The organism is Pseudomonas sp. TYF_14 (assembly GCF_043105275.1).
Taxonomy (GTDB): Bacteria; Pseudomonadota; Gammaproteobacteria; order Pseudomonadales; family Pseudomonadaceae; genus Aquipseudomonas; species Aquipseudomonas alloputida.
This window is the reverse complement of record NZ_JBICLK010000013.1, coordinates 32524-50839: the sequence shown is the minus strand read 5'-3', so window position 1 is coordinate 50839 and position 18316 is coordinate 32524. Positions and strand designations below refer to the sequence as shown.

The following is an 18316-nucleotide window of genomic DNA, read 5'->3' as shown; positions in this document are numbered from 1 at the left end:
CTGACGAAACACCCCCATGAGGTATCCCCCGTGACACCCGCCATGCCTGACCAAGGCGCCGCCGGCATCGCCACCGCCGTCGCCGAAAGCGTGCAATACCAAGGCCGCAAGACTGCCCGCCAAGGCAGCGAACAGCGTCGCCAGTTGATTCTCGATGCCGCCATGCGCATTGTCGTGCGCGATGGCGTGCGCGGTGTGCGCCACCGGGCAGTGGCCGCCGAGGCCGGCGTGCCATTGTCGGCCACCACCTACTACTTCAAGGACATCGAGGACCTGCTCACCGATACCTTTGCCCAGTACGTCGAGCGCAGTGCGGCCTACATGGCCAAGCTGTGGGCCAATACCGAGGTGGTGTTGCGCCAGTTGCTGGCACAGGGCGATGGCAGCCCGCAGGCACGGGCGCGGCTGGCTGACGACGTGGCGCGCATGACTGCCGATTACGTTCAGCGGCAACTGCTGAACCGCCGTGACTTCCTGATGGCCGAGCAGGCTTTCCGCCAGGAAGCATTGCTGTGCCCGCGACTGGCTGAGCTGGTGTGCGCTCATGAGCAGATCCTGCTGCACGGCACCCGGCAATTGCTGCAGGTCGTGGGTTCGCGGCAGCCGGAGCAGGATGCACAGATGTTGACGGCGATTATCGAGCAGTTGGAATATCAAGGCCTGCTCAAGCAAGCGAATGCGCAAGCCGATGGGCAGATGCTCGCTATGCTTACCCGATACCTGCAGCTGGTGCTGGCATCGGCCTGAGCCGAGAACGACCTTTTCAAGGAGAACCTGATGAGAGCCTGGCGTGTGGTGTTGTTGACTTTGTCATTCCTGCTGCTGGGCGGTTGTCTGGTGACCTTCCATGAGCCTTTGCCCAGCAACCAGGCAGCGCCCAAGGCCTTGCTCGGCAAGTGGAGCAGCAAGGACGCCTGGGGGGAACCGTTGAAACTGGTGATCAGCCGTAGCGGTGGCGACGCCTACAAGGCGGTGGCCACGGCCAAGGGCAAGGCCCCTGAAGAATACGTGTTCACCGTGTCACGCCACGGCAACCGCTGGTACCTGTCGGCCGGCGTGCCCAAGCGCCTGGGTGGCAATTTCCTGATTGGCGGCTTCGATATCGTCGATGGCAAGGAACTGGTGGTCTACAACCTGGATGTCGAGCAGGTACAGCAGGCGGTGGACAAGAAGGAACTGAGCGGTCGTAGTACCGAAGTGCCGGAGGACAACGGCGACGGCGTGCTGATCGACAGCCCGGCGGCGCGGGTGCTGGCCTACCTGGACGACCCGGCCAACTCCGACCTGTTCGTCGAAGTGGCGCGGTTCCAGCGCTCGGGCAAATGACCGTGTTGGCGTCTTCGCGGGCTTGCCCGCGAAGAGGCCGGTACAGGTTTCGTGTACTAGAAAGGAGTTCCCGGTGGACGAATACCAGCAAACCATCCGCGCCCTGTCCGACCGCATCGTCGCGGCACAGACGCCGATCCGGGTCCTTGACGCGGTGAAGTGGGACGACAACATCCGCCAGGGCTTTCTCAAGGCCAAGGGCAAGGAGCCGCCGGCGGTTGATCGCGCCTACTACCAGTCGCGCCCGCTGTCGTTCGACTCCAGCGCGGTCAAGGCCGAGTTCCAGGGCATCGAGCGCGACATCATTCGCCAGTTGGGCCAGTTCAACCCGGTCGGGCAGATCATGAAGCGCATGTGCCGCGAATACCGCATGGTGGTTCGCATGCTCGAAGCGCGCGGTACCGAGGACTTCGGCCTGATCTCCCAGGAGCTGTACGGCGCCGCCTCGGATGCCTTCCACGCCGGTGACCCGACCCTGGCCGACCTTGGCCTGATGCTGTCGGACTACCTGAACAACATCGATGGCCGTGGTGACCTCAAGGATGAGCCAAAGAATCTCACCGCCAAGGAGGCGGTGGAGATCCTCCAGCACCGGCTGAACAACGTGTTCGGCGAGGCCGAAGGTACCATTCGCGTGTTCGAGTCCGACGGTATCGTCGCCGACGCCGCAGCCGGTGCCGACTACATCAAGGTGCGTGCCGATGCCATGTTCAACGCCCGCGATGTGCGCGCCCTGGAGGTGCACGAAGGGTTGGTGCACGTCGGTACCACGCTCAATGGCCTGAACCAGCCGATCTGTACCTTCCTGGCCAAGGGCCCGCCCTCGTCGACGGTAACCCAGGAGGGCCTGGCGATTCTCATGGAGGTGATCGCCTTTGCCTCCTACCCCAGCCGCCTGCGCAAGCTCACCAACCGCACCCGTGCCATCCACATGGTCGAGGAGGGTGCAGACTTCATGCAGGTCTACGGTTTCTTCCGCGAGCAGGGCTTTGAGATGGCGCAGAGCTACAGCAACGCCAGCCGGGTGTTCCGCGGCTCGGTGCCCAACGGCCTGCCATTCACCAAGGACTTGTCCTATCTCAAGGGCTTCATCATGGTTTACAACTACATTCAGTTGGCCGTGAAGAAGGGCAAACTGGAACAGATCCCGTTGCTGTTCTGTGGCAAGACCACCCTGGAAGACATGCGCACCCTGCGCCAACTGGTTGAGGAAGGGTTGGTCGAGCCGCCCAAGTACCTGCCTGAACAGTTCCGCGACCTGAGTGCGTTGTCGGCCTGGATGTGCTTCTCCAACTTCCTCAACCACCTGAGCCTGGATCGCATTGAAGCCGACTACGCGAACATTCTCTGAGCACTGCCGCCTGCTCGTCCTCGGCCTGGTCCTGGTGAGCCTTGGCGGCTGCAGCAGCCTGTTGTTCTACCCCGAGCGTGGTCAGGCCTTCACCCCGGAGCGCGCCAAGCTGGAATACCGCGATGTCACGCTGACGACTGCTGATGGCATCCGCCTTCACGGTTGGTGGCTGCCAGCCAAGGCCGGGGTCGAGGTCAAGGGCACGGTGCTGCACCTGCACGGCAACGGCGGTAACCTGCCAGGGCACCTGGGGGGGAGCTACTGGTTGCCGGAGCAGGGCTACCAGGTGTTCATGATCGATTACCGCGGCTATGGCTTGTCTCAGGGTCAGCCGAGCCTGCCGGAGGTGTATCAGGACATTGCTGCAGCCATGGCCTGGCTGCAGCAGGCGCCCGAGGTCAAGGGCAAGCCGCTGGTACTGTTGGGGCAGAGCCTGGGCGGTGCCATGGCCATTCATTACCTGGCGGCCCACCCCGAACAGCGTCAGCGCTTCAGCGCCCTGGTGTTCGATGGTGTGCCGGCCAGTTACCGCGCGGTGGGGCGCTTTGCGCTCAGCACCTCCTGGATGACCTGGCCATTGCAGGTTCCGCTGTCGTGGCTGGTGCCGGACGGCGACAGCGCGATCCGCTCGATCGAGCGATTGAGCAGCCCGCCCAAGTTGTTTTTCCACAGCATCGACGACAACCTGGTGCCGATGGACAACGGCATCCGGCTGTATCAGCACGCGCCACCACCGCGGGTGCTGCAACTGACCCGAGGGGGTCACGTGCAGACCTTCGCCGACCCTACCTGGCGCCAGGTGATGCTGCGGTTCCTCGATGATCCCAGCCATTTCAACGGCCTGCGGCGGCTTGCCGAAGTGCCCAATTTCCCTGACGAGAAGAACAAGCAATGAGTGAAGAACGCAACGCCATCCCGCTGATCCTGACCGGCGTCGGCAGCATCATCGTGACGGTAGGGGCTTTGTGGTATTACGGTTACCTGCATTTCGCCAAGCCCGAAGATGCCCTGCTGCTGCAGGATTTCACCATGCTCAAGACCATCCCCGGCGAGGACTACAAGGTATCGCTGGACCCGGCGCCGCAAGTGGCCCAGTGCGTCGACGGCGTGCTGGTGCTGTTCGACACCCAGCAGAAAGGCCTGACCGGCGTGCTGGTGGACAACCGCAAGCGCGCGGTGCGCTGCATGGGCGAGGAAACACCGCAGCAGGTGCAGTGAGTGTTCGGCGCAGCATTTTTGGCGCCCGCGAGATCGAGCGCCGCCCGCGCGGCGCATCGCGAGCAAGCTCGCTCCTACATCAGTTTCGGGCCAGTTACGCCTGTGACAGACGCGCGCGACCGCCTTGTTTGTACGACGCGATATCGCGCCATGCGCCAAGGCGTTCGCGCGCAAATCCCACAGGAATAATTGGCCCGAAACAGATGTAGGAGCGAGCTTGCTCGCGATGCGCCGCGCGGGCGGCGCTCGATCTCACAGGCGGCACAACATTATCGGCGAACAAAGAAAAGCCCCGCGTCGATCGCGGGGCTTGTCCTTTCAGCTAGCCAGCCTTAGCGCTGAACCTGGCTCACCGAGCGTGGTGCCACCGGCTGGTTGTCGTTGGAGATGGTCACCTCCACCCGACGGTTCTGCGCACGTCCCGAGTTGCTCGAGTTGTCCGCTACCGGGTACTCCTTGCCATAGCCCTGGGAAACGATACGCGCCGGATCTACCCCGGCACGCACCAGTGCCATGCGCACGCTGTTGGCACGGCGCTCGGACAGGGTCTGGTTGTAGTTGGCCGAGCCGACGCTGTCGGTGTAGCCCTCGACGATCACCTTGCGTTCCGGGTTTTCCTGAAGGAACTGGGCCAGCTTGGTGATGTTCGGGTAGGCGTTGCTCTTAAGTTCGGCCTTGTTGAAGTCGAACAGCACGTCGCCGAAGGTCACCAGCGTTCCGCGGTCGGTCTGCTTGGCGTTGAGGCTGTCCTGCAGCTTGGCGATCTGCGCGTCGCGGGCATCCAGCTTGGCCTGGGCGCGCTGGGCCGAGGCATTCTTCAGTTCAGCTTCGGCGGTGCGCAGGGCAATGGTCTGCTTGGCCACTTCGACGCGCTGGTTGGTCAGGTAGGCCAATTGGTCGACTTTCTTCTCGTCTTCACGGTCCATGTAGGCCTTGTCGGCCTTGTTCAGCCAGTCCTGGGCGTCCTTGGTCTCCAGTGCCGCGACTTTGCTCGCTTGCGGGTCGCTCTGCAGCGAGGAGAAGTTGGTGCGGGCCGCTTCCAGATTGGCATTCGGATCGTGCGAGCAGGCAGCAAGACCGACGCTCAGGGCCAGCAGGGCGGGAATCATGACGTGTTTGCGCATAGTGTTCATCCTTTGATCGTGTGCGAAGGCTAAGGTTGGCGGGGCAGGGCTCACTGAACGCTGCGCAGGCCTTCCTCACGTACGTCCTGAACGCCCTGGCGGGCATCCTGCACGGCCTTCTGGGCTTTGGCTGCCTGGGCCTTGCGTTCGGCGAGGCGTGCATCCCACTCGGCCTGTTGGGCCAGGCGCTTGGCCTCGTCGTACTTCTTGTCGTGCATGGCGATTTCGGCTTGCTTGAACTTGTCCTGAGCCGCTTTCATTTCCACGGCGGCGAACTCGGTACCGCCAGCGCTGACGGCGGAGTTCACGGCGGACTGGGTAACGGCATACTGCTCGGTGGGCGGATTGCCCGCACAGCCGGCCAGGACCAGGCTACTGCCCAGCGCCAGCGCGGCCAGCTTGAACCCGCGCACATGAGTGGATGACAGTTTGCTAGTGCGGGTCTTCATGGTGGTCAGCTCCATTGGATCACTCCTGATAACGACGATGTCCGTAGCAGTCCATCGCTCAATCCCTGACATAACCGCGCGCTTCAGTTCAACGGTGCACGAGGGCAGTGTGCAGGGTTTTAGCGTGATGGCTATTGGCTCCGACTCGAAGGTTTTTCGAATAGTTCAGAAAAAAGCGCCGTGATCGGATAACTATTTCTGACTGATCGGTCAGTGCGATTTGCCTGGAACTTTCCCAGGATGGAGCGGTATTCCGGGCCTTGAGCAGGCCCGGAATGCTGGCGCGCAGGATTATTTGTCGCTGTCGACGGTCGCGTTGCTCAAGTTGTGCAGGTGCTGGCGGGACAGGGAGAGAAAGCGCGGCGTAGGACCAACGTCTTCGTACAACGGGTCGCCTTCTTCGTCGGTGGCGATGACCTGGCGACCCTGTACATAGGGGAAGCTGGCCTCCAGTTCTTCAAGGGCGGCGGCGACCAGTTCGCCGAGCAGTTCTTCGGCGGTGCGCTTGGGGTACATGTCGATCAGCGCGGCCAGGCGCGCTTCGGACTCCAGGTCCAGGTGCAGGACATGACCGGTACGGCTGAGGGTACCGGCGGCATTCTGTTCCCAGTGCTGGGCGAGTTCACGGATTTTCATGATGACCTCTGTTGACGCCTGGAAAGGCTGCACTGCATGGGAGTGCTGTGCTTTCACTTTAGTTTGGTTTGGCCGATCACGGCTTGCCATCGTCGCTCGGCTGTGGGCACTCTTGGGGGATACCGCTCGCTCCTGCACAGGGCGCGCTGAGGCTGATAGGGATGCAACGGAGAGAGCGCCAATGACCGATATCGATGTGCGTTTGCGTGAAGATGTCCATGTGTTGGGTGAACTGCTTGGCGAAACCATTCGCCAACAGCATGGCGATGCGTTCCTGCAGAAAATCGAGGACATCCGCCACAGTGCCAAGGCCGACCGTCGCGGCCCGGGTGAGCAGCTGAGCTCGACCCTGGCGGACCTGGCCGAAGAAGACCTGCTGCCCGTAGCGAGGGCCTTCAACCAGTTCCTCAACCTGGCCAACATGGCCGAGCAGTACCAGTTGATCCGCCGCCGTGACGCCGACCAGCCCGAGCCATTCGAAGCGCAGGTACTGCCCGAGCTGCTGGGGCGCTTGAAGCAGGCCGGCCACAGCAACGATGCCCTGGCCCGGCAACTGGCCAAGCTCGATATCCAGTTGGTGCTCACCGCACATCCCACCGAAGTGGCCCGTCGCACGCTGATCCAGAAGTACGACGCGATCGCCGGCCAACTGGCCGCACAGGACCATCGTGACCTGACCCCGGCAGAACGCCAGCAAGTGCGCGAGCGCCTGCGCCGGCTGATCGCCGAGGCCTGGCACACCGAGGAAATCCGCCGTACCCGGCCTACGCCGGTAGACGAAGCCAAGTGGGGTTTCGCAGTGATCGAGCATTCACTGTGGCATGCCATCCCCAGCCACCTGCGCAAGGTCGACAAGGCCCTGCTGGAGGCCACTGGCCTGCGCCTGCCGCTGGAGGCCGCGCCGATCCGCTTTGCCTCGTGGATGGGTGGGGACCGTGATGGCAACCCCAATGTAACGGCTGCTGTCACCCGCGAAGTACTCCTGCTGGCGCGCTGGATGGCCGCCGACCTGTTCCTGCGCGACATCGATGCACTGGCCGCCGAGTTGTCCATGCAGCAGGCCAACGACGCCCTGCGCAAACAGGTTGGCGACAGTGCCGAACCCTACCGCGCTGTGCTCAAGCAACTGCGCGACCGCCTGCGTGCGACACGCGCATGGGCGCATTCGGCCTTGACCAGCAACCAACCGGCCGGTGCCGACGTGCTGGTGGACAACCGCGAGCTGATCGCGCCGCTGGAGCTGTGCTACCAGTCACTGCACGAATGCGGTATGGGCGTGATCGCCGAGGGGCCGCTGCTCGACTGCTTGCGTCGTGCGGTGACCTTCGGCCTGTTCCTGGGCCGCCTGGACGTACGCCAGGACGCTGCCCGCCACCGTGATGCGCTGACCGAGATAACCGATTACCTGGGCCTGGGGCGTTACGCCGACTGGGATGAGGAGCAGCGCATCGCGTTCCTCCAGGCCGAGCTGAAAAACCGCCGGCCCCTGCTGCCTGCGCATTTCAAGCCGCAAGCGGACACCGCCGAAGTGCTGGCGACCTGCAGGGAAGTGGCCGCTGCGCCGGCCGCCTCGCTGGGGTCTTACGTCATCTCCATGGCCGGTGCCGCCTCGGATGTATTGGCGGTGCAACTGTTGCTCAAGGAAGCCGGCCTGACCCGCCCCATGCGTGTGGTGCCACTGTTCGAGACCTTGGCCGACCTCGACAACGCCGGCCCGGTCATGCAGCGCCTGCTTGGCCTGCCGGGCTACCGCGCGGGCCTGCGCGGCCCGCAGGAAGTGATGATCGGCTACTCCGATTCGGCCAAGGACGCCGGCACCACCGCTGCTGCCTGGGCGCAGTACCGGGCTCAGGAAAACCTGGTGCGTATCTGTGCCGAGCATCAGGTCGAGCTGCTGCTGTTCCACGGCCGTGGCGGTACGGTCGGGCGAGGCGGCGGTCCGGCCCATGCTGCGATCCTGTCGCAGCCACCGGGTTCGGTGGCGGGGCGTTTCCGCACCACCGAGCAGGGTGAAATGATTCGCTTCAAGTTCGGTTTGCCGGGCATCGCCGAGCAAAACCTCAACCTGTACCTGGCCGCCGTGCTTGAGGCCACGCTGTTGCCACCACCGCCCCCGCAGCCGGCCTGGCGTGAAGTGATGGACCAGTTGGCCGCCGATGGTGTCCAGGCCTACCGCAGCGTGGTACGGGAGAATCCCGATTTCGTCGAGTACTTCCGCCAGTCGACGCCAGAACAGGAGCTGGGGCGCCTCCCGTTGGGCAGCCGCCCGGCCAAGCGTCGCGCCGGGGGCATCGAAAGCCTGCGGGCCATCCCGTGGATCTTCGGCTGGACCCAGACCCGGCTGATGCTGCCGGCCTGGCTGGGCTGGGAAACGGCGCTGACCAATGCCTTGGCCCGTGGTCAAGGGGAGTTGCTGGCGCAAATGCGCGAGCAATGGCCGTTCTTCCGCACCCGAATCGACATGCTGGAAATGGTACTGGCCAAAGCGGATGCGCAAATTGCCGAGGCCTACGACGAACGTCTGGTGCAACCGCACTTGCGTCCTTTAGGTGCGCACCTGCGCGACCTATTGTCGCAGTCATGCCAGGTCGTGCTGGGTCTGACCGGGCAGCCGGTGCTACTGGCGCACAGCCCCGAGACACTGGAATTCATTAGCCTGCGCAATACCTATCTGGACCCGTTGCACCGCCTGCAGGCAGAGTTACTGGCCCGCTCGCGCAGCCGCGAAGCCGCTCTGGACAGCCCGTTGGAGCAGGCCTTGCTGGTGACCGTGGCGGGTATTGCCGCCGGGCTGCGCAACACCGGCTAAGGGCAAGCCCGGGTCATGTCTGGTGACGGCCATACAGGCCCGGCACAATGACGGGGAGGGCGGTTGCGCCAGGCGCAACCGCCTGCCCGGTCAGCCGCAAGTGGCGCATTCCTGCAACTTTGGGACGCTTGTCTGGCTGCCGGGCGCTGTGTATCTTGAGCAGCCTTCTGACCGATTTATGGTCATACCCGATTATCCGGACTTGGCCCTGGTCGCCGAATCCATTGAATTTCATACAAAAATTTGAGGAGCACAAGATGCGCGTAATTCTGCTGGGAGCTCCCGGGGCCGGTAAAGGTACTCAGGCAAAGTTCATCACCGAAAAGTTCGGTATTCCACAGATCTCCACCGGTGACATGCTGCGTGCCGCCGTCAAGGCCGGCACCCCGCTGGGCCTGGAACTGAAGAAAGTCATGGATGCCGGCCAGCTGGTCTCCGACGAGTTGATCATCAGCCTGGTGAAGGAGCGCATCGCTCAGCCTGATTGCGCCAACGGCTGCCTGTTCGACGGCTTCCCACGCACCATCCCACAGGCCGAAGCCATGGTCGCTGCCGGTGTCGACATCGATGCCGTGGTCGAAATTGCCGTGGACGACGAGGAAATCGTCGGCCGCATGGCTGGCCGCCGCGTGCACCTGGCCTCGGGCCGTACCTACCACATTCAGTACAACCCGCCGAAAGTGGAAGGCAAGGACGACGAGACCGGTGAAGACCTGATCCAGCGTGACGACGACAAGGAAGAAACCGTTCGCCATCGCCTGTCGGTCTACCACAGCCAGACCAAGCCGCTGGTGGATTTCTACCAGAAGCTGTCGGCTGCCAATGGTGGCAAGCCGAAGTACAGCCACATCGAAGGTGTCGGCTCGGTTGAAGCCATCACCGCCAAGGTCCTGGCAGCCCTGAGCTGAACCGGCGCCGGACGCACCTCGACAACGGCCCGCTTCTGTGGGAGCGGCCTTGTGTCGCGAAAGGGCTGCAGAGCAGCCCCAGACAATGGTGTGATACCGCTGAAACCCTGGGGCCGCTTTGCGGCCCTTTTCGCGACGCAAGGTCGCTCCTCCAGGGCCAGTGCAGGCTTTGAAATCAGCGTGATGGGCCGCACAGCGGCCCCCTCGGGACACAACGCCGCTGCTGCTCTATACTGCCGCTCTTTTTCATTCGCATCTGGATACCCGTTCGATGACCACCCTGCTGGCCCTGGATACCGCCACCGAAGCCTGTTCCGTCGCGCTGCTGCATGACGGCAAGGTAACCAGCCATTACGAGGTGATCCCGCGCATGCATGCCCAGAAGCTGCTGCCGATGATCAAGCAACTGCTGGCCGACGCTGGCGTGCCACTGAATGCGCTGGATGCCATTGCCTTTGGCCGTGGCCCGGGCGCGTTCACCGGCGTGCGTATTGCCATTGGGGTTGTGCAAGGCCTGGCCTTCGCCCTCGAACGCCCAGTGCTGCCGGTGTCCAACCTGGCCGCTTTGGCCCAGGGTGCATTGCGCGAGCATGGCGTGCAGCAGGTGGCCGCTGCCATCGATGCGCGCATGGATGAGGTTTACTGGGGCTGCTACCAGGCCACAGCGGGCGAAATGCGCCTGGTCGGCCGTGAAGCCGTGTTGCCGCCCGAGCAGGTGGCGCTGCCGGCAGGCAGCAATGGCGAGTGGTTCGGTGCCGGTACCGGGTGGGGCTATGCCGATCGCCTGGCGGTACAGGTGGCGGCGAGCAACCCGGCTGCCTTGCCCAATGCTCTGGACATTCTCAGCCTGGCCACCTTTGCCTGGGCCCGTGGCGAGGCAATCGTCGCCGAGCAGGCGCAACCGGTTTATCTGCGCGATAATGTAGCCACGCCCAAGAAACACTGAGTGCTGTTCGTCGGTTATCGCCGAACACGCTAAAACCTTTTGCGCGATCTGTGGTCCAGTTATCACTCAAGCATTAGCGACGGAACCCTGATGCTGCTAAATTGCCATCATTGGTCCTGAGTGCTCATGCCATGCGTATCGACGGTTTCTCATCGCAGTCCTACCCGCTCAAGCGCACCTCGCGCAAAGCAGCGGTGCGTGACGAGGCCATCGACGATGCCGAGGTGATCGAGGAGGCAGAAGCTGCCCCGCAGGAAGCCACCGCCCGCCGCCCTGGTGGTGGACTGCCAGTCCGCCAGCAGGACATGGTTTTCCCTCGCGCCCGTGACCGCCGCACCGCCACCGCACTGGCCAGCTACCTGAGCACTGCCGGCTTTACTGACTGGGACATGGAAGTACTGGGGCTCGACCTGTACATTTGATGGATGAACCCCTTACCACTGCCTTACTTTCTCGGTTGCCCGTCGTGGAGCGAAAACGCCTGGCGCGACTACCTGTACCCCGCTGACGCCAACAGTAACCAAATGCTTGGCTTCTACAGCCAGGTGTTCAACGCCGTCGAAGGCAACACCACTTTCTACGCACGTCCCGCTCCCGGCACCATTGCCCGCTGGGCGCAGGTCATGCCTGAGCACTTTCGCTTCACTGCCAAGTTTCCGCGGGATGTCAGCCATGAAGGCGACCTGCGAGACCAGCTTGAGCCTGCCTTCGACTTCACCCGGCTGATGGCCCCGCTGGGCCGGCGCGTATCACCCTACTGGCTGCAGTTGCCGGCCCAGTTCGGCCCGGCGCGCTTGGGTGAGCTTTGTCACTTCCTTGATCAGATTGCCGTGCCCGTGGCTGTGGAAGTGCGCAACCAGGCCTTTTTTGCCAAGGGTGACGAAGAACGCCTGCTCAACCGCCTGCTCCACGAACGCGGTGTGGAGCGCATCTGTCTCGACCCACGTGCGCTGTTCAGTTGCACCTCGCGCGACCCTGCCGTGCTGCATGCGCAGTCGAAGAAGCCCAAGGTGCCTCCGCGGCCGGCAGCCTTCAGCCAGCACCCGCAGGTTCGCTTCATTGGTCATCCTGAACTGGAGGCCAATCACACCTTCCTTAGCCCTTGGGTAGAAAAAGTCGCCGCCTGGATCGAAGAAGGCCGCAATCCCTATATCTTCCTGCACACCTCGGACAATCGCCAGGCTGCGGCGCTGGCCCAGCGTTTCCATCAACGCCTGATGGCACGCTTGCCGGGCCTGGCACCTTTGCCGGAATTGCCGCGCGCCCCTGAGGTCGAACAATTGGGGCTACTCTGACCTTTCCCTGACTGCCGGAGGTTGAACCATGGATGTGCAAACCCTGCGAGCTGAGGCCTTCAAGGCGTTACACGAGCGCGACGGCGCGTTCGTCATCCCCAACCCGTGGGATGCCGGCTCCGCCAAGTTGCTCGCCAGCCTGGGTTTCGAGGCGCTGGCTACCACCAGTGCAGGCCTGGCCTTCAGCCTGGGCCGGCCAGACGCCGAAGGCGCCTTGAGCCTGGACGATACACTGGACAATGCCGGCGAGATCGTCGATGCCACCGCGCTGCCGGTGGCCGCCGATCTGGAAAACGGCTTTGGCGACTTGCCCGAAGACTGTGCCCAGACCATTCTGCGTGCCGCCGAAATTGGCTTGGTGGGCGGCTCCATCGAAGATGCCAGTGGCCGCAGCGATGCGCCCATCTATGACTTCGGCTTGGCTGTGGAGCGCGTGCGCGCCGCTGTGCAGGCTGCGCGAAGCCTGCCATTCCCGTTCACCTTGTGCGCCCGGGCAGAAAACCTGCTGCACGGGCGCATGGACCTCGACGACACCATCCTGCGCCTGCAAGCCTATGCCGAAGCCGGTGCCGACGTGCTCTACGCCCCTGGGCTGCGCACCGTGGAGGAAGTCCGTGCCGTGGTGCAGGCAGTCGCACCGCGCCCTGTGAATGTGCTGATGGGCATGGCGGGCGTGCCGCTGAGCGTCAACCAGTTGCAGGACCTGGGCGTGCGCCGCGTCAGCGTTGGCTCGTCGCTGGCCCGTGCTGCACTCGGGGCCTTCTACCAGGCGGCGCAGGAAATTCGCGATGAGGGCACGTTCGGCTACGGTGAGCAGACCATGCCGTTTGCCCAGCTGAACGACCTGTTCCGTCGCTGATGCGGGCATTGCTGGCGCTACTGGCCGGCCTGCTGACGGTGGCCGGCCTGGCCTGGCACTTCGGCTGGCGCCTGCCTGCCGCATGGAACCCCTGGGCGCCGCTGGACGTACGCCAGCCGCCCAACCTGCTGACCCCCTACAAACTGTCGCGCCTACGCGATGACCCAGCGCTGTGCCGGCAGGCGCTGGAAACCAGCCACCTGCGTTACCGGGCACAAGCCGACAGCCCGGCGTCGGCCAACTGCCCGCTGCAGAACGTATGGCGCATCGAGGGCGGCCAGGCGCGGCTGAGCAGCAGCTTTCTGGCCAGTTGCCCGGTGGCGGTGGCCTATGCACTGTTCGAAAACCATGGCTTGCAGCCGGCGGCGCAGGAGGTGTTTGGGCAACCGGTGACGCAGGTCGATCACTTGGGCAGCTTTGCCTGCCGCAACGTCTACCACCGCAAGCAGGGCAGTTTGAGCCAGCACGCCACGGCCAATGCGCTGGACATCAGCGGTTTTCGCCTGAAGGACGGCCAGCGCATTATCCTGGCGCGTGACTGGCAGGCGGGCGGGCAGAAGGCGGAATTCTTGCGTCAGGTGCAGCAGGCCGCTTGCGAGAGCTTCAGCACGGTACTGGGGCCGGATTACAACGCTGCGCACCGCAACCACTTTCACCTGGACATGGGGCGCTGGCAGATCTGTCGTTAGCCTCAGGCGTACGCGCGCACGTTGTTCAGCACCACTGGGCGCGCCCAGTGGATGTCGAACGCCAGGTCATTCTGCTGCTTGGCCAGGGTGGCGTCGTCGAACGGTTCCGGGGCCGGGTCCAGCAGGTTGCTTTCCAGCTCGGCGATGGGCAGGAACAGTGACCGTGGCGTGGGGCCAGGGCCGGGTTCGGCGATCGGCTGACCCTGGTTCATCACCACCGGGCGCAGCCAGCTGTTGTTGATGTCGAGCTGGCGCTGTTGCTCGATCAGTTCCATGGCGCTGAACGGCTCGGGGGCGGGCGGCAGCAGCTTGGCTTCAAGCTCGGCCTTGGGCAGAAACAACGGTTCTGGCGGCGCCACGATGGTGTCGTGCACCGGGCAGGCGCGCTGGGCGTCGATCAGGGCCAGGGCACGGGCCCCGCCGATGGGTTCGCCGCTGTCCTGGTCGTACTGCACGAACGACTGGCTGACGCCGTCTACGGGCTCTTCCTGCTGCTCGGCCATGGCCCGGGCAAAGAAATCCTGCCACAGGTGGCTGACGCCCCCGAGTGCCTGGGTGTTGTGCTGACTGTAGTTGCCGACAGGCGACAAATAGGTCAAGCCGATGGGAAGAGTATCTGACATGGCAGTCGTGCGCGCTGTGCTCTGGCAGAATAGCGGGATATTGCCTGTATCGGCCGTGGCTGCCGATTCATTAAGGGCTTGGTTTGATTTTTCGGGTGTGAACGATGGAAGAGCAAGGCACGGGTATCAGGGTCGAGGCGATGACAGCTGAGTATGCGCAACAGGCCAGGGCGTGGGCTGAACGCCTGGGCCTGCCGCTGCAGGACGATACCGCCGCCTTCGCGGTGCAGGTGGGCGCCGACGGCTTGCAGATTCAGCAACTGGGCCCGCAGGCGCCTGGGCCGGTGCGTGTGGACTTCGTCGAAGGCCAGGCTGCGCATCGCCGCCAGTTTGGTGGTGGCAACGGGCAGATGATCGCCAAGGCTGTGGGCATTGCCCAAGGTATCCGGCCGCAGGTACTGGATGCCACGGCGGGGCTGGGCAAGGACGCGTTCGTGCTGGCCAGCCTTGGCTGCCAGATGACCCTGATCGAGCGCCAGCCGCTGATTGCCGCGCTGCTGGAGGACGGCCTGGTGCGGGCGCGAGCGGACGAAGAAGTGGGCCCGATTGTCGGGCGCATGCGCCTGCTGACCGGCAACGCCATCGAGCGCATGCGCGCCTGGGAAGGGGAGGCGCCGCAGGTGATCTACCTCGACCCGATGTTTCCACACCGCGACAAGAGCGCCCTGGTGAAAAAGGAAATGCGCGTGTTCCGGCCTTTGGTGGGCGATGACCTGGATGCCCCGGCCCTGCTCGAAGCCGCCCTGGCGCTGGCCAGCCACCGGGTGGTGGTGAAACGCCCGCGCAAGGCACCGATCATCGACGGGCCGAAGCCGAGCCATAGCCTTGAGGGTAAGTCGAGCCGGTATGACATTTATCCGAAGAAGGCGTTGAAAAACTGATAGGGTTTTTTGAATAAGCCTTATCAATTCCAGATTAATAATTGTGTTCGGATTGCATACGCTTTTGGATCAATGTAATTGCCTGTGAAGTCGAGGTAGGTTGGCGATGGTGAGCTGATTTTTGGCCACGTATGCGATGGCTCACTAGGTATTATAAAGGGAGGGAAGGAGGTAGGGGTGACATATCGCGACTTCTTGCCTTCGACCTTTTCCAGTACCAGCGTTGTCAATTTTGACTCTTGGAGGGCAGCGTTCAAAGATCTTTCTTCACCTTTCTTTCTCAAAGTGCTGGAGCTCGCCTGTATCTCGGCACTTGCTTTATATTTTTGATAGTCAATGTGCTCTTTGAGTATTCTGTATTCTCGTTTTGTAAGATTTGGGTTCTCTTGATCCAGACGGGGTATTATGTTTTTTGCCTTATAACCGCCGAGTATAAGTTTCACCAAGGAGTACATTCCACTGGGATCCGATTTGTTTACAGGGTCATTTTCACAGTAGGCGTAAGCATTGATCCCCCCTTTTTCAAAGGGTGACAAGTTGTCTCGACTGTGAAAGCGCATCAGTCCTGGATTGAACAGGCGATGACCATTGCCCAGTAAGTAGCCTATGGCAGAGGGTAACCAGTTCTGGCCTGTGAATCGAGATAGTAAGGGGTTGGTAGGCGGGCAATTGTCATTGCCGTAAGGGCTGTAGTTGATGTTTCTCTGGCTTTTCGAGCCAATGCTGACTGTTGATTCTTGTGCGTCGGTGGCCAATAGACGTACTTGTGGAGGGGTATTTGTCGTTTCGCTTAGATTCCAGTTATTGGCGCTGAGCAATGTCTGGTGAGTACTCCCTGTATACCAGGTTGAAAGCTTATTATCCTTATAGAACAAAATCAGTGTGTGCGCTGGCATGGTGGTGCGTTCATATTAATGAGTTAGATATGAACCTACCGGGAGTTTTTCTGTTTGGCTACTGGCAGAAATGCTAGGTAGGCGCATTGGTTAAACAGGTTCGGCTGATTGGTGAATATGGCCCGTTGTGCGCCTCTATCGCGACACAAGGCCCCCTACAATGGCCTGTGTCCAACACCGATCAGTGTGTAGGAGCGGGTTTACCCGCGAATACGGTGGCGGCGGAAACGGTGAACGGTAGGTGGGAATTGGCCGGCAGGCCCGGCCCTTTCGCGGGTAAACCCGCTCCTACAGGGGGACGTGACAGGTGTTTTCAGGGTGGAAAGCCCGCAAGAATACTGCTACCACCTCTCGCACATGTGCTTCGGCCTCATCTCCCTCCAGCGGCCCCGCACAACCCAGCAGCAAGCGGTAATCTGGCGCCCCCTTGACCAGGCAGAAGAAGTGCTCCGCCGCCCTCAATGGGTTGTCGATGCGCAGCAGTCCGCGCTCATGTGCCCCGCGCAGTAGCGCTTCCATGCCTGCGAGCACGCGCTTGGGCCCGGCTTCGTAGAAGTACTCGCCAAAACTCGGGTCCAGGCTGCCCTGGGCCATGATCAGGCGGCTGAGCTTGACCGCTTCGTCACTGCTGATAAGCGCCTGGAAGTTGCGGGCAATGGTCAGCAGCACGTCTTCCACCGGCACCCCCTCGGGATACTCGAACAGCAAGTCAGGCAACTGGATCTGGCAGGTGGCCATGACCGCCGAGCAGAACAGGGTCTGCTTGTCGGTGAAGTGGCTGTACACGGTGAGCTTTGAAACACCTGCCGCCGCAGCGACCGCATCCATGCTGGTGTTGGCATAGCCAAGGCTGAGGAACAGCGCCTTGGCCGCTTCGAGAATCGCCTCGCGCTTGGCCAGGTCCTTGGGCCGGCCCGGGCCGATGGGTGCGTCGTTGAGCATTGTGGTCTGCATCTGGTTTAAGAATCCCCATCTTAACGGGTCAGCCGCGATACGGCTAAACCTAGCTCACATTTACCTGCGGCCTGCCAGCGTTCAGTTGATCGACAGGGTGGGCGTTCAGCCGCCGCTTGATCTCACCGGCGCCAGAGGGCTCCAGCCAGGTCGTCGAAAAGCCAGCGCATGCCCTTCCCGGCATCGTTGCGCTGATTTAATATACCAGCCAGTACAAATATTAAATGTGCACTCCGCGAAAGGATTCATCATGTTGCGCCATGCCTTGTCCATCGCTCTGCCCGCCGCCGCTGCCCTGCTTCTGGCGGCGTGTGGTCAGGAAGCCGCCCCACCCGCCGCGCCGCGCCCGGCGCTGGTGGTGCAGCCACAGCCGGCCGAAGCCGCTGCCGACAGTTACCCCGGCGAAGTGCGCGCGCGCTTCGAGCCGGAGCTGGCCTTCCGCATTGGCGGCAAGGTCAGCAAGCGCCTGGTGGAGGAGGGGCAGCGGGTCAAGGCCGACCAGCCGCTGGCTGAGCTGGACCCGCAGGACGTGCGCCTGCAACTTGAAGCCAATCGCGCCCAGCTGGCGGCTGCCGAGGCCAATCTGGCATTGGTGCGCGCCGAACGCGACCGCTATCAGAAGCTGCTGGAACGGCAGATGGTCAGCCACTCCCAGTTCGACAACGCCGAAAACCTCTACCGCGCCGGCCTTGCCCGTCTGAAGCAGGCCAAGGCCGAGTTCGAGGTGGCGGGCAACCAGGCCGAATATGCCGTATTGCGTGCGCCGCAGGCCGGGGTGATTGCCAAGCGCCAGGTTGAAGTGGGCCAGGTGGTCGCCGCCGGGCAGACCGTGTTTACCCTTGCCGCCGATGGCGAGCGAGAAGTAGCCATCGGCCTGCCGGAGCAGCAGTTCGCCCGCTTCGCTGTGGGCCAACCGGTGAGCGTGGAGTTGTGGTCGCACCCGCAGGCGCGTTTCCAGGGGCGCATTCGCGAGCTGTCACCGGCCGCCGACCCGCGTTCGCGCACGTTCGCGGCGCGCATCGCCTTTACCACGTCCGCCGTACCGGCTGAACTGGGCCAGAGCGCCCGGGTTTTCATCGCCAAGGACGGGCTGATCCCGCTGGCGGTACCGCTGTCGGCCGTGACTGCGGAAAACGGTCAGGCCTATGTCTGGCGAGTGAACAAGGAAAGCCGCCTGGAGCGGGCGACCGTGCGCCTGGGGGCTTATGGCAGCGACAGTGTGCCGGTGCTCGAAGGCCTGGACCCGGGTGACTGGGTGGTTGCCGCTGGTGGCCATGTACTGCGCGAGGGCCAGGAGGTACGCCCCGTTGACCGCAGCAACCGTGTAGTGAACCTGACGGCCAAGGAGTAAG

20 protein-coding genes are annotated in these 18316 nt (G+C 62.9%); 14 read left to right on the top strand and 6 right to left on the bottom strand.

Annotation, left to right across the window (positions count from 1 at the left end):
- Window positions 1-42: 42 nt before the first annotated feature.
- From ACF8O8_RS04145 to ACF8O8_RS04125, 5 genes are all read left to right on the top strand, one after another.
- Window positions 43-747, top strand: a complete 705-nt coding sequence (locus ACF8O8_RS04145; protein WP_019437363.1) for a TetR/AcrR family transcriptional regulator — start codon at window positions 43-45, stop codon at window positions 745-747.
- Window positions 748-777: 30 nt separating this feature from the next.
- Window positions 778-1326: a hypothetical protein gene (locus tag ACF8O8_RS04140; RefSeq protein ID WP_104962446.1), complete on the top strand. Its 549-nt coding sequence runs from the start codon at window positions 778-780 to the stop codon at window positions 1324-1326.
- 73 nt (window positions 1327-1399) lie between these two features.
- Window positions 1400-2677: a flavohemoglobin expression-modulating QEGLA motif protein gene (locus ACF8O8_RS04135; RefSeq protein ID WP_003252215.1), complete on the top strand. Its 1278-nt coding sequence runs from the start codon at window positions 1400-1402 to the stop codon at window positions 2675-2677.
- The gene (locus ACF8O8_RS04130) at window positions 2649-3572 is read left to right on the top strand and encodes an alpha/beta hydrolase (protein ID WP_017147929.1); all 924 of its coding nucleotides are present in this window, start codon (window positions 2649-2651) and stop codon (window positions 3570-3572) included. Before ACF8O8_RS04135 ends, ACF8O8_RS04130 begins: the two co-directional genes overlap by 29 nt.
- The gene (locus ACF8O8_RS04125) at window positions 3569-3895 is read left to right on the top strand and encodes a hypothetical protein (RefSeq protein WP_003252219.1); all 327 of its coding nucleotides are present in this window, start codon (window positions 3569-3571) and stop codon (window positions 3893-3895) included. The genes ACF8O8_RS04130 and ACF8O8_RS04125 overlap by 4 nt, the downstream gene beginning before the upstream one ends.
- A 332-nt stretch (window positions 3896-4227) precedes the next feature.
- Here ACF8O8_RS04125 and ACF8O8_RS04120 read toward each other — a convergent pair whose 3' ends face one another.
- The 3 genes from ACF8O8_RS04120 to ACF8O8_RS04110 form a co-directional block, all read right to left on the bottom strand.
- Window positions 4228-5019, bottom strand: coding sequence for an OmpA family protein (locus ACF8O8_RS04120; protein ID WP_350298652.1), 792 nt, complete (start codon window positions 5017-5019; stop codon window positions 4228-4230).
- 50 nt (window positions 5020-5069) lie between these two features.
- The gene (locus ACF8O8_RS04115) at window positions 5070-5483 is read right to left on the bottom strand and encodes a DUF4398 domain-containing protein (RefSeq protein ID WP_020190164.1); all 414 of its coding nucleotides are present in this window, start codon (window positions 5481-5483) and stop codon (window positions 5070-5072) included.
- A gap of 276 nt (window positions 5484-5759) precedes the next feature.
- Entirely contained in the window at window positions 5760-6104 is a 345-nt protein-coding gene (locus ACF8O8_RS04110; protein ID WP_021785939.1) for a hypothetical protein, read from the bottom strand.
- A gap of 181 nt (window positions 6105-6285) precedes the next feature.
- Here ACF8O8_RS04110 and ppc point away from each other — a divergent pair, with 181 nt between their 5' ends.
- The 7 genes from ppc to ACF8O8_RS04075 all read left to right on the top strand — a co-directional run bounded on the left by ppc (window position 6286) and on the right by ACF8O8_RS04075 (window position 13610).
- Window positions 6286-8913: a phosphoenolpyruvate carboxylase gene (gene ppc / locus ACF8O8_RS04105; protein ID WP_104962445.1), complete on the top strand. Its 2628-nt coding sequence runs from the start codon at window positions 6286-6288 to the stop codon at window positions 8911-8913.
- A gap of 257 nt (window positions 8914-9170) precedes the next feature.
- Window positions 9171-9821, top strand: coding sequence for an adenylate kinase (gene adk / locus ACF8O8_RS04100; RefSeq protein ID WP_004575467.1), 651 nt, complete (start codon window positions 9171-9173; stop codon window positions 9819-9821).
- 271 nt (window positions 9822-10092) lie between these two features.
- Window positions 10093-10767 carry a tRNA (adenosine(37)-N6)-threonylcarbamoyltransferase complex dimerization subunit type 1 TsaB gene (gene tsaB, locus ACF8O8_RS04095; RefSeq protein ID WP_392509293.1) on the top strand — a complete coding sequence of 225 codons (675 nt, stop codon included), beginning with the start codon at window positions 10093-10095 and terminating at the stop codon, window positions 10765-10767.
- Window positions 10768-10898: 131 nt separating this feature from the next.
- Window positions 10899-11189, top strand: coding sequence for a hypothetical protein (locus ACF8O8_RS04090; RefSeq protein WP_350298653.1), 291 nt, complete (start codon window positions 10899-10901; stop codon window positions 11187-11189).
- 3 nt (window positions 11190-11192) lie between these two features.
- Window positions 11193-12062, top strand: coding sequence for a DUF72 domain-containing protein (locus ACF8O8_RS04085; RefSeq protein WP_392509292.1), 870 nt, complete (start codon window positions 11193-11195; stop codon window positions 12060-12062).
- Window positions 12063-12090: 28 nt separating this feature from the next.
- Complete coding sequence (locus ACF8O8_RS04080) at window positions 12091-12921, top strand: oxaloacetate decarboxylase (protein ID WP_392509291.1); 831 nt, start codon at window positions 12091-12093, stop codon at window positions 12919-12921.
- Window positions 12921-13610 (top strand): extensin family protein, encoded by a 690-nt coding sequence (locus ACF8O8_RS04075; RefSeq protein WP_392509290.1) that lies wholly within the window; start codon window positions 12921-12923, stop codon window positions 13608-13610. The genes ACF8O8_RS04080 and ACF8O8_RS04075 overlap by 1 nt, the downstream gene beginning before the upstream one ends.
- A 2-nt stretch (window positions 13611-13612) precedes the next feature.
- Here the strand turns inward: ACF8O8_RS04075 and ACF8O8_RS04070 are convergent, their stop codons facing one another.
- Window positions 13613-14233, bottom strand: a complete 621-nt coding sequence (locus tag ACF8O8_RS04070) for a hypothetical protein (RefSeq protein WP_010952603.1) — start codon at window positions 14231-14233, stop codon at window positions 13613-13615.
- A 104-nt stretch (window positions 14234-14337) separates the two neighbouring features.
- Here ACF8O8_RS04070 and ACF8O8_RS04065 point away from each other — a divergent pair, with 104 nt between their 5' ends.
- On the top strand, window positions 14338-15114 hold the full coding sequence (locus ACF8O8_RS04065) for a class I SAM-dependent methyltransferase (protein WP_392509289.1): 777 nt from the start codon (window positions 14338-14340) through the stop codon (window positions 15112-15114).
- Window positions 15115-15137: 23 nt separating this feature from the next.
- On the opposite strand, the gene ACF8O8_RS04060 is transcribed toward ACF8O8_RS04065, so the two are convergent.
- Both ACF8O8_RS04060 and ACF8O8_RS04055 read right to left on the bottom strand, forming a co-directional pair.
- A complete protein-coding gene (locus ACF8O8_RS04060) occupies window positions 15138-16010 on the bottom strand; it encodes an RHS repeat-associated core domain-containing protein (protein WP_392509288.1) in 873 nt (290 codons plus the stop codon).
- 288 nt (window positions 16011-16298) lie between these two features.
- Window positions 16299-16964, bottom strand: a complete 666-nt coding sequence (locus tag ACF8O8_RS04055; protein WP_392509287.1) for a TetR/AcrR family transcriptional regulator — start codon at window positions 16962-16964, stop codon at window positions 16299-16301.
- Window positions 16965-17214: 250 nt separating this feature from the next.
- Here ACF8O8_RS04055 and ACF8O8_RS04050 point away from each other — a divergent pair, with 250 nt between their 5' ends.
- On the top strand, window positions 17215-18315 hold the full coding sequence (locus ACF8O8_RS04050) for an efflux RND transporter periplasmic adaptor subunit (RefSeq protein ID WP_392509286.1): 1101 nt from the start codon (window positions 17215-17217) through the stop codon (window positions 18313-18315).
- Window position 18316 lies beyond the last annotated feature (1 nt).

Excerpts from the sequence above, each read along its gene's own strand:
- ACF8O8_RS04110 (WP_021785939.1), bottom strand. The coding sequence starts at position 6,104 with ATGAAAATCCGTGAACTCGCCCAGCACTGGGAACAGAATGCCGCCGGT.
- ACF8O8_RS04090 (WP_350298653.1), top strand. The coding sequence starts at position 10,899 with ATGCGTATCGACGGTTTCTCATCGCAGTCCTACCCGCTCAAGCGCACC.
- ACF8O8_RS04125 (WP_003252219.1), top strand. The coding sequence starts at position 3,569 with ATGAGTGAAGAACGCAACGCCATCCCGCTGATCCTGACCGGCGTCGGC.
- ACF8O8_RS04070 (WP_010952603.1), bottom strand. The coding sequence starts at position 14,233 with ATGTCAGATACTCTTCCCATCGGCTTGACCTATTTGTCGCCTGTCGGC.
- ACF8O8_RS04080 (WP_392509291.1), top strand. The coding sequence starts at position 12,091 with ATGGATGTGCAAACCCTGCGAGCTGAGGCCTTCAAGGCGTTACACGAG.
- ACF8O8_RS04075 (WP_392509290.1), top strand. The coding sequence starts at position 12,921 with ATGCGGGCATTGCTGGCGCTACTGGCCGGCCTGCTGACGGTGGCCGGC.
- ACF8O8_RS04055 (WP_392509287.1), bottom strand. The coding sequence starts at position 16,964 with ATGCAGACCACAATGCTCAACGACGCACCCATCGGCCCGGGCCGGCCC.
- ACF8O8_RS04065 (WP_392509289.1), top strand. The coding sequence starts at position 14,338 with ATGGAAGAGCAAGGCACGGGTATCAGGGTCGAGGCGATGACAGCTGAG.
- ACF8O8_RS04060 (WP_392509288.1), bottom strand. The coding sequence starts at position 16,010 with ATGCCAGCGCACACACTGATTTTGTTCTATAAGGATAATAAGCTTTCA.
- ACF8O8_RS04085 (WP_392509292.1), top strand. The coding sequence starts at position 11,193 with ATGAACCCCTTACCACTGCCTTACTTTCTCGGTTGCCCGTCGTGGAGC.
- ppc (WP_104962445.1), top strand. The coding sequence starts at position 6,286 with ATGACCGATATCGATGTGCGTTTGCGTGAAGATGTCCATGTGTTGGGT.
- ACF8O8_RS04145 (WP_019437363.1), top strand. The coding sequence starts at position 43 with ATGCCTGACCAAGGCGCCGCCGGCATCGCCACCGCCGTCGCCGAAAGC.
- ACF8O8_RS04115 (WP_020190164.1), bottom strand. The coding sequence starts at position 5,483 with ATGGAGCTGACCACCATGAAGACCCGCACTAGCAAACTGTCATCCACT.
- ACF8O8_RS04120 (WP_350298652.1), bottom strand. The coding sequence starts at position 5,019 with ATGCGCAAACACGTCATGATTCCCGCCCTGCTGGCCCTGAGCGTCGGT.
- ACF8O8_RS04050 (WP_392509286.1), top strand. The coding sequence starts at position 17,215 with ATGTTGCGCCATGCCTTGTCCATCGCTCTGCCCGCCGCCGCTGCCCTG.
- adk (WP_004575467.1), top strand. The coding sequence starts at position 9,171 with ATGCGCGTAATTCTGCTGGGAGCTCCCGGGGCCGGTAAAGGTACTCAG.
- tsaB (WP_392509293.1), top strand. The coding sequence starts at position 10,093 with ATGACCACCCTGCTGGCCCTGGATACCGCCACCGAAGCCTGTTCCGTC.
- ACF8O8_RS04140 (WP_104962446.1), top strand. The coding sequence starts at position 778 with ATGAGAGCCTGGCGTGTGGTGTTGTTGACTTTGTCATTCCTGCTGCTG.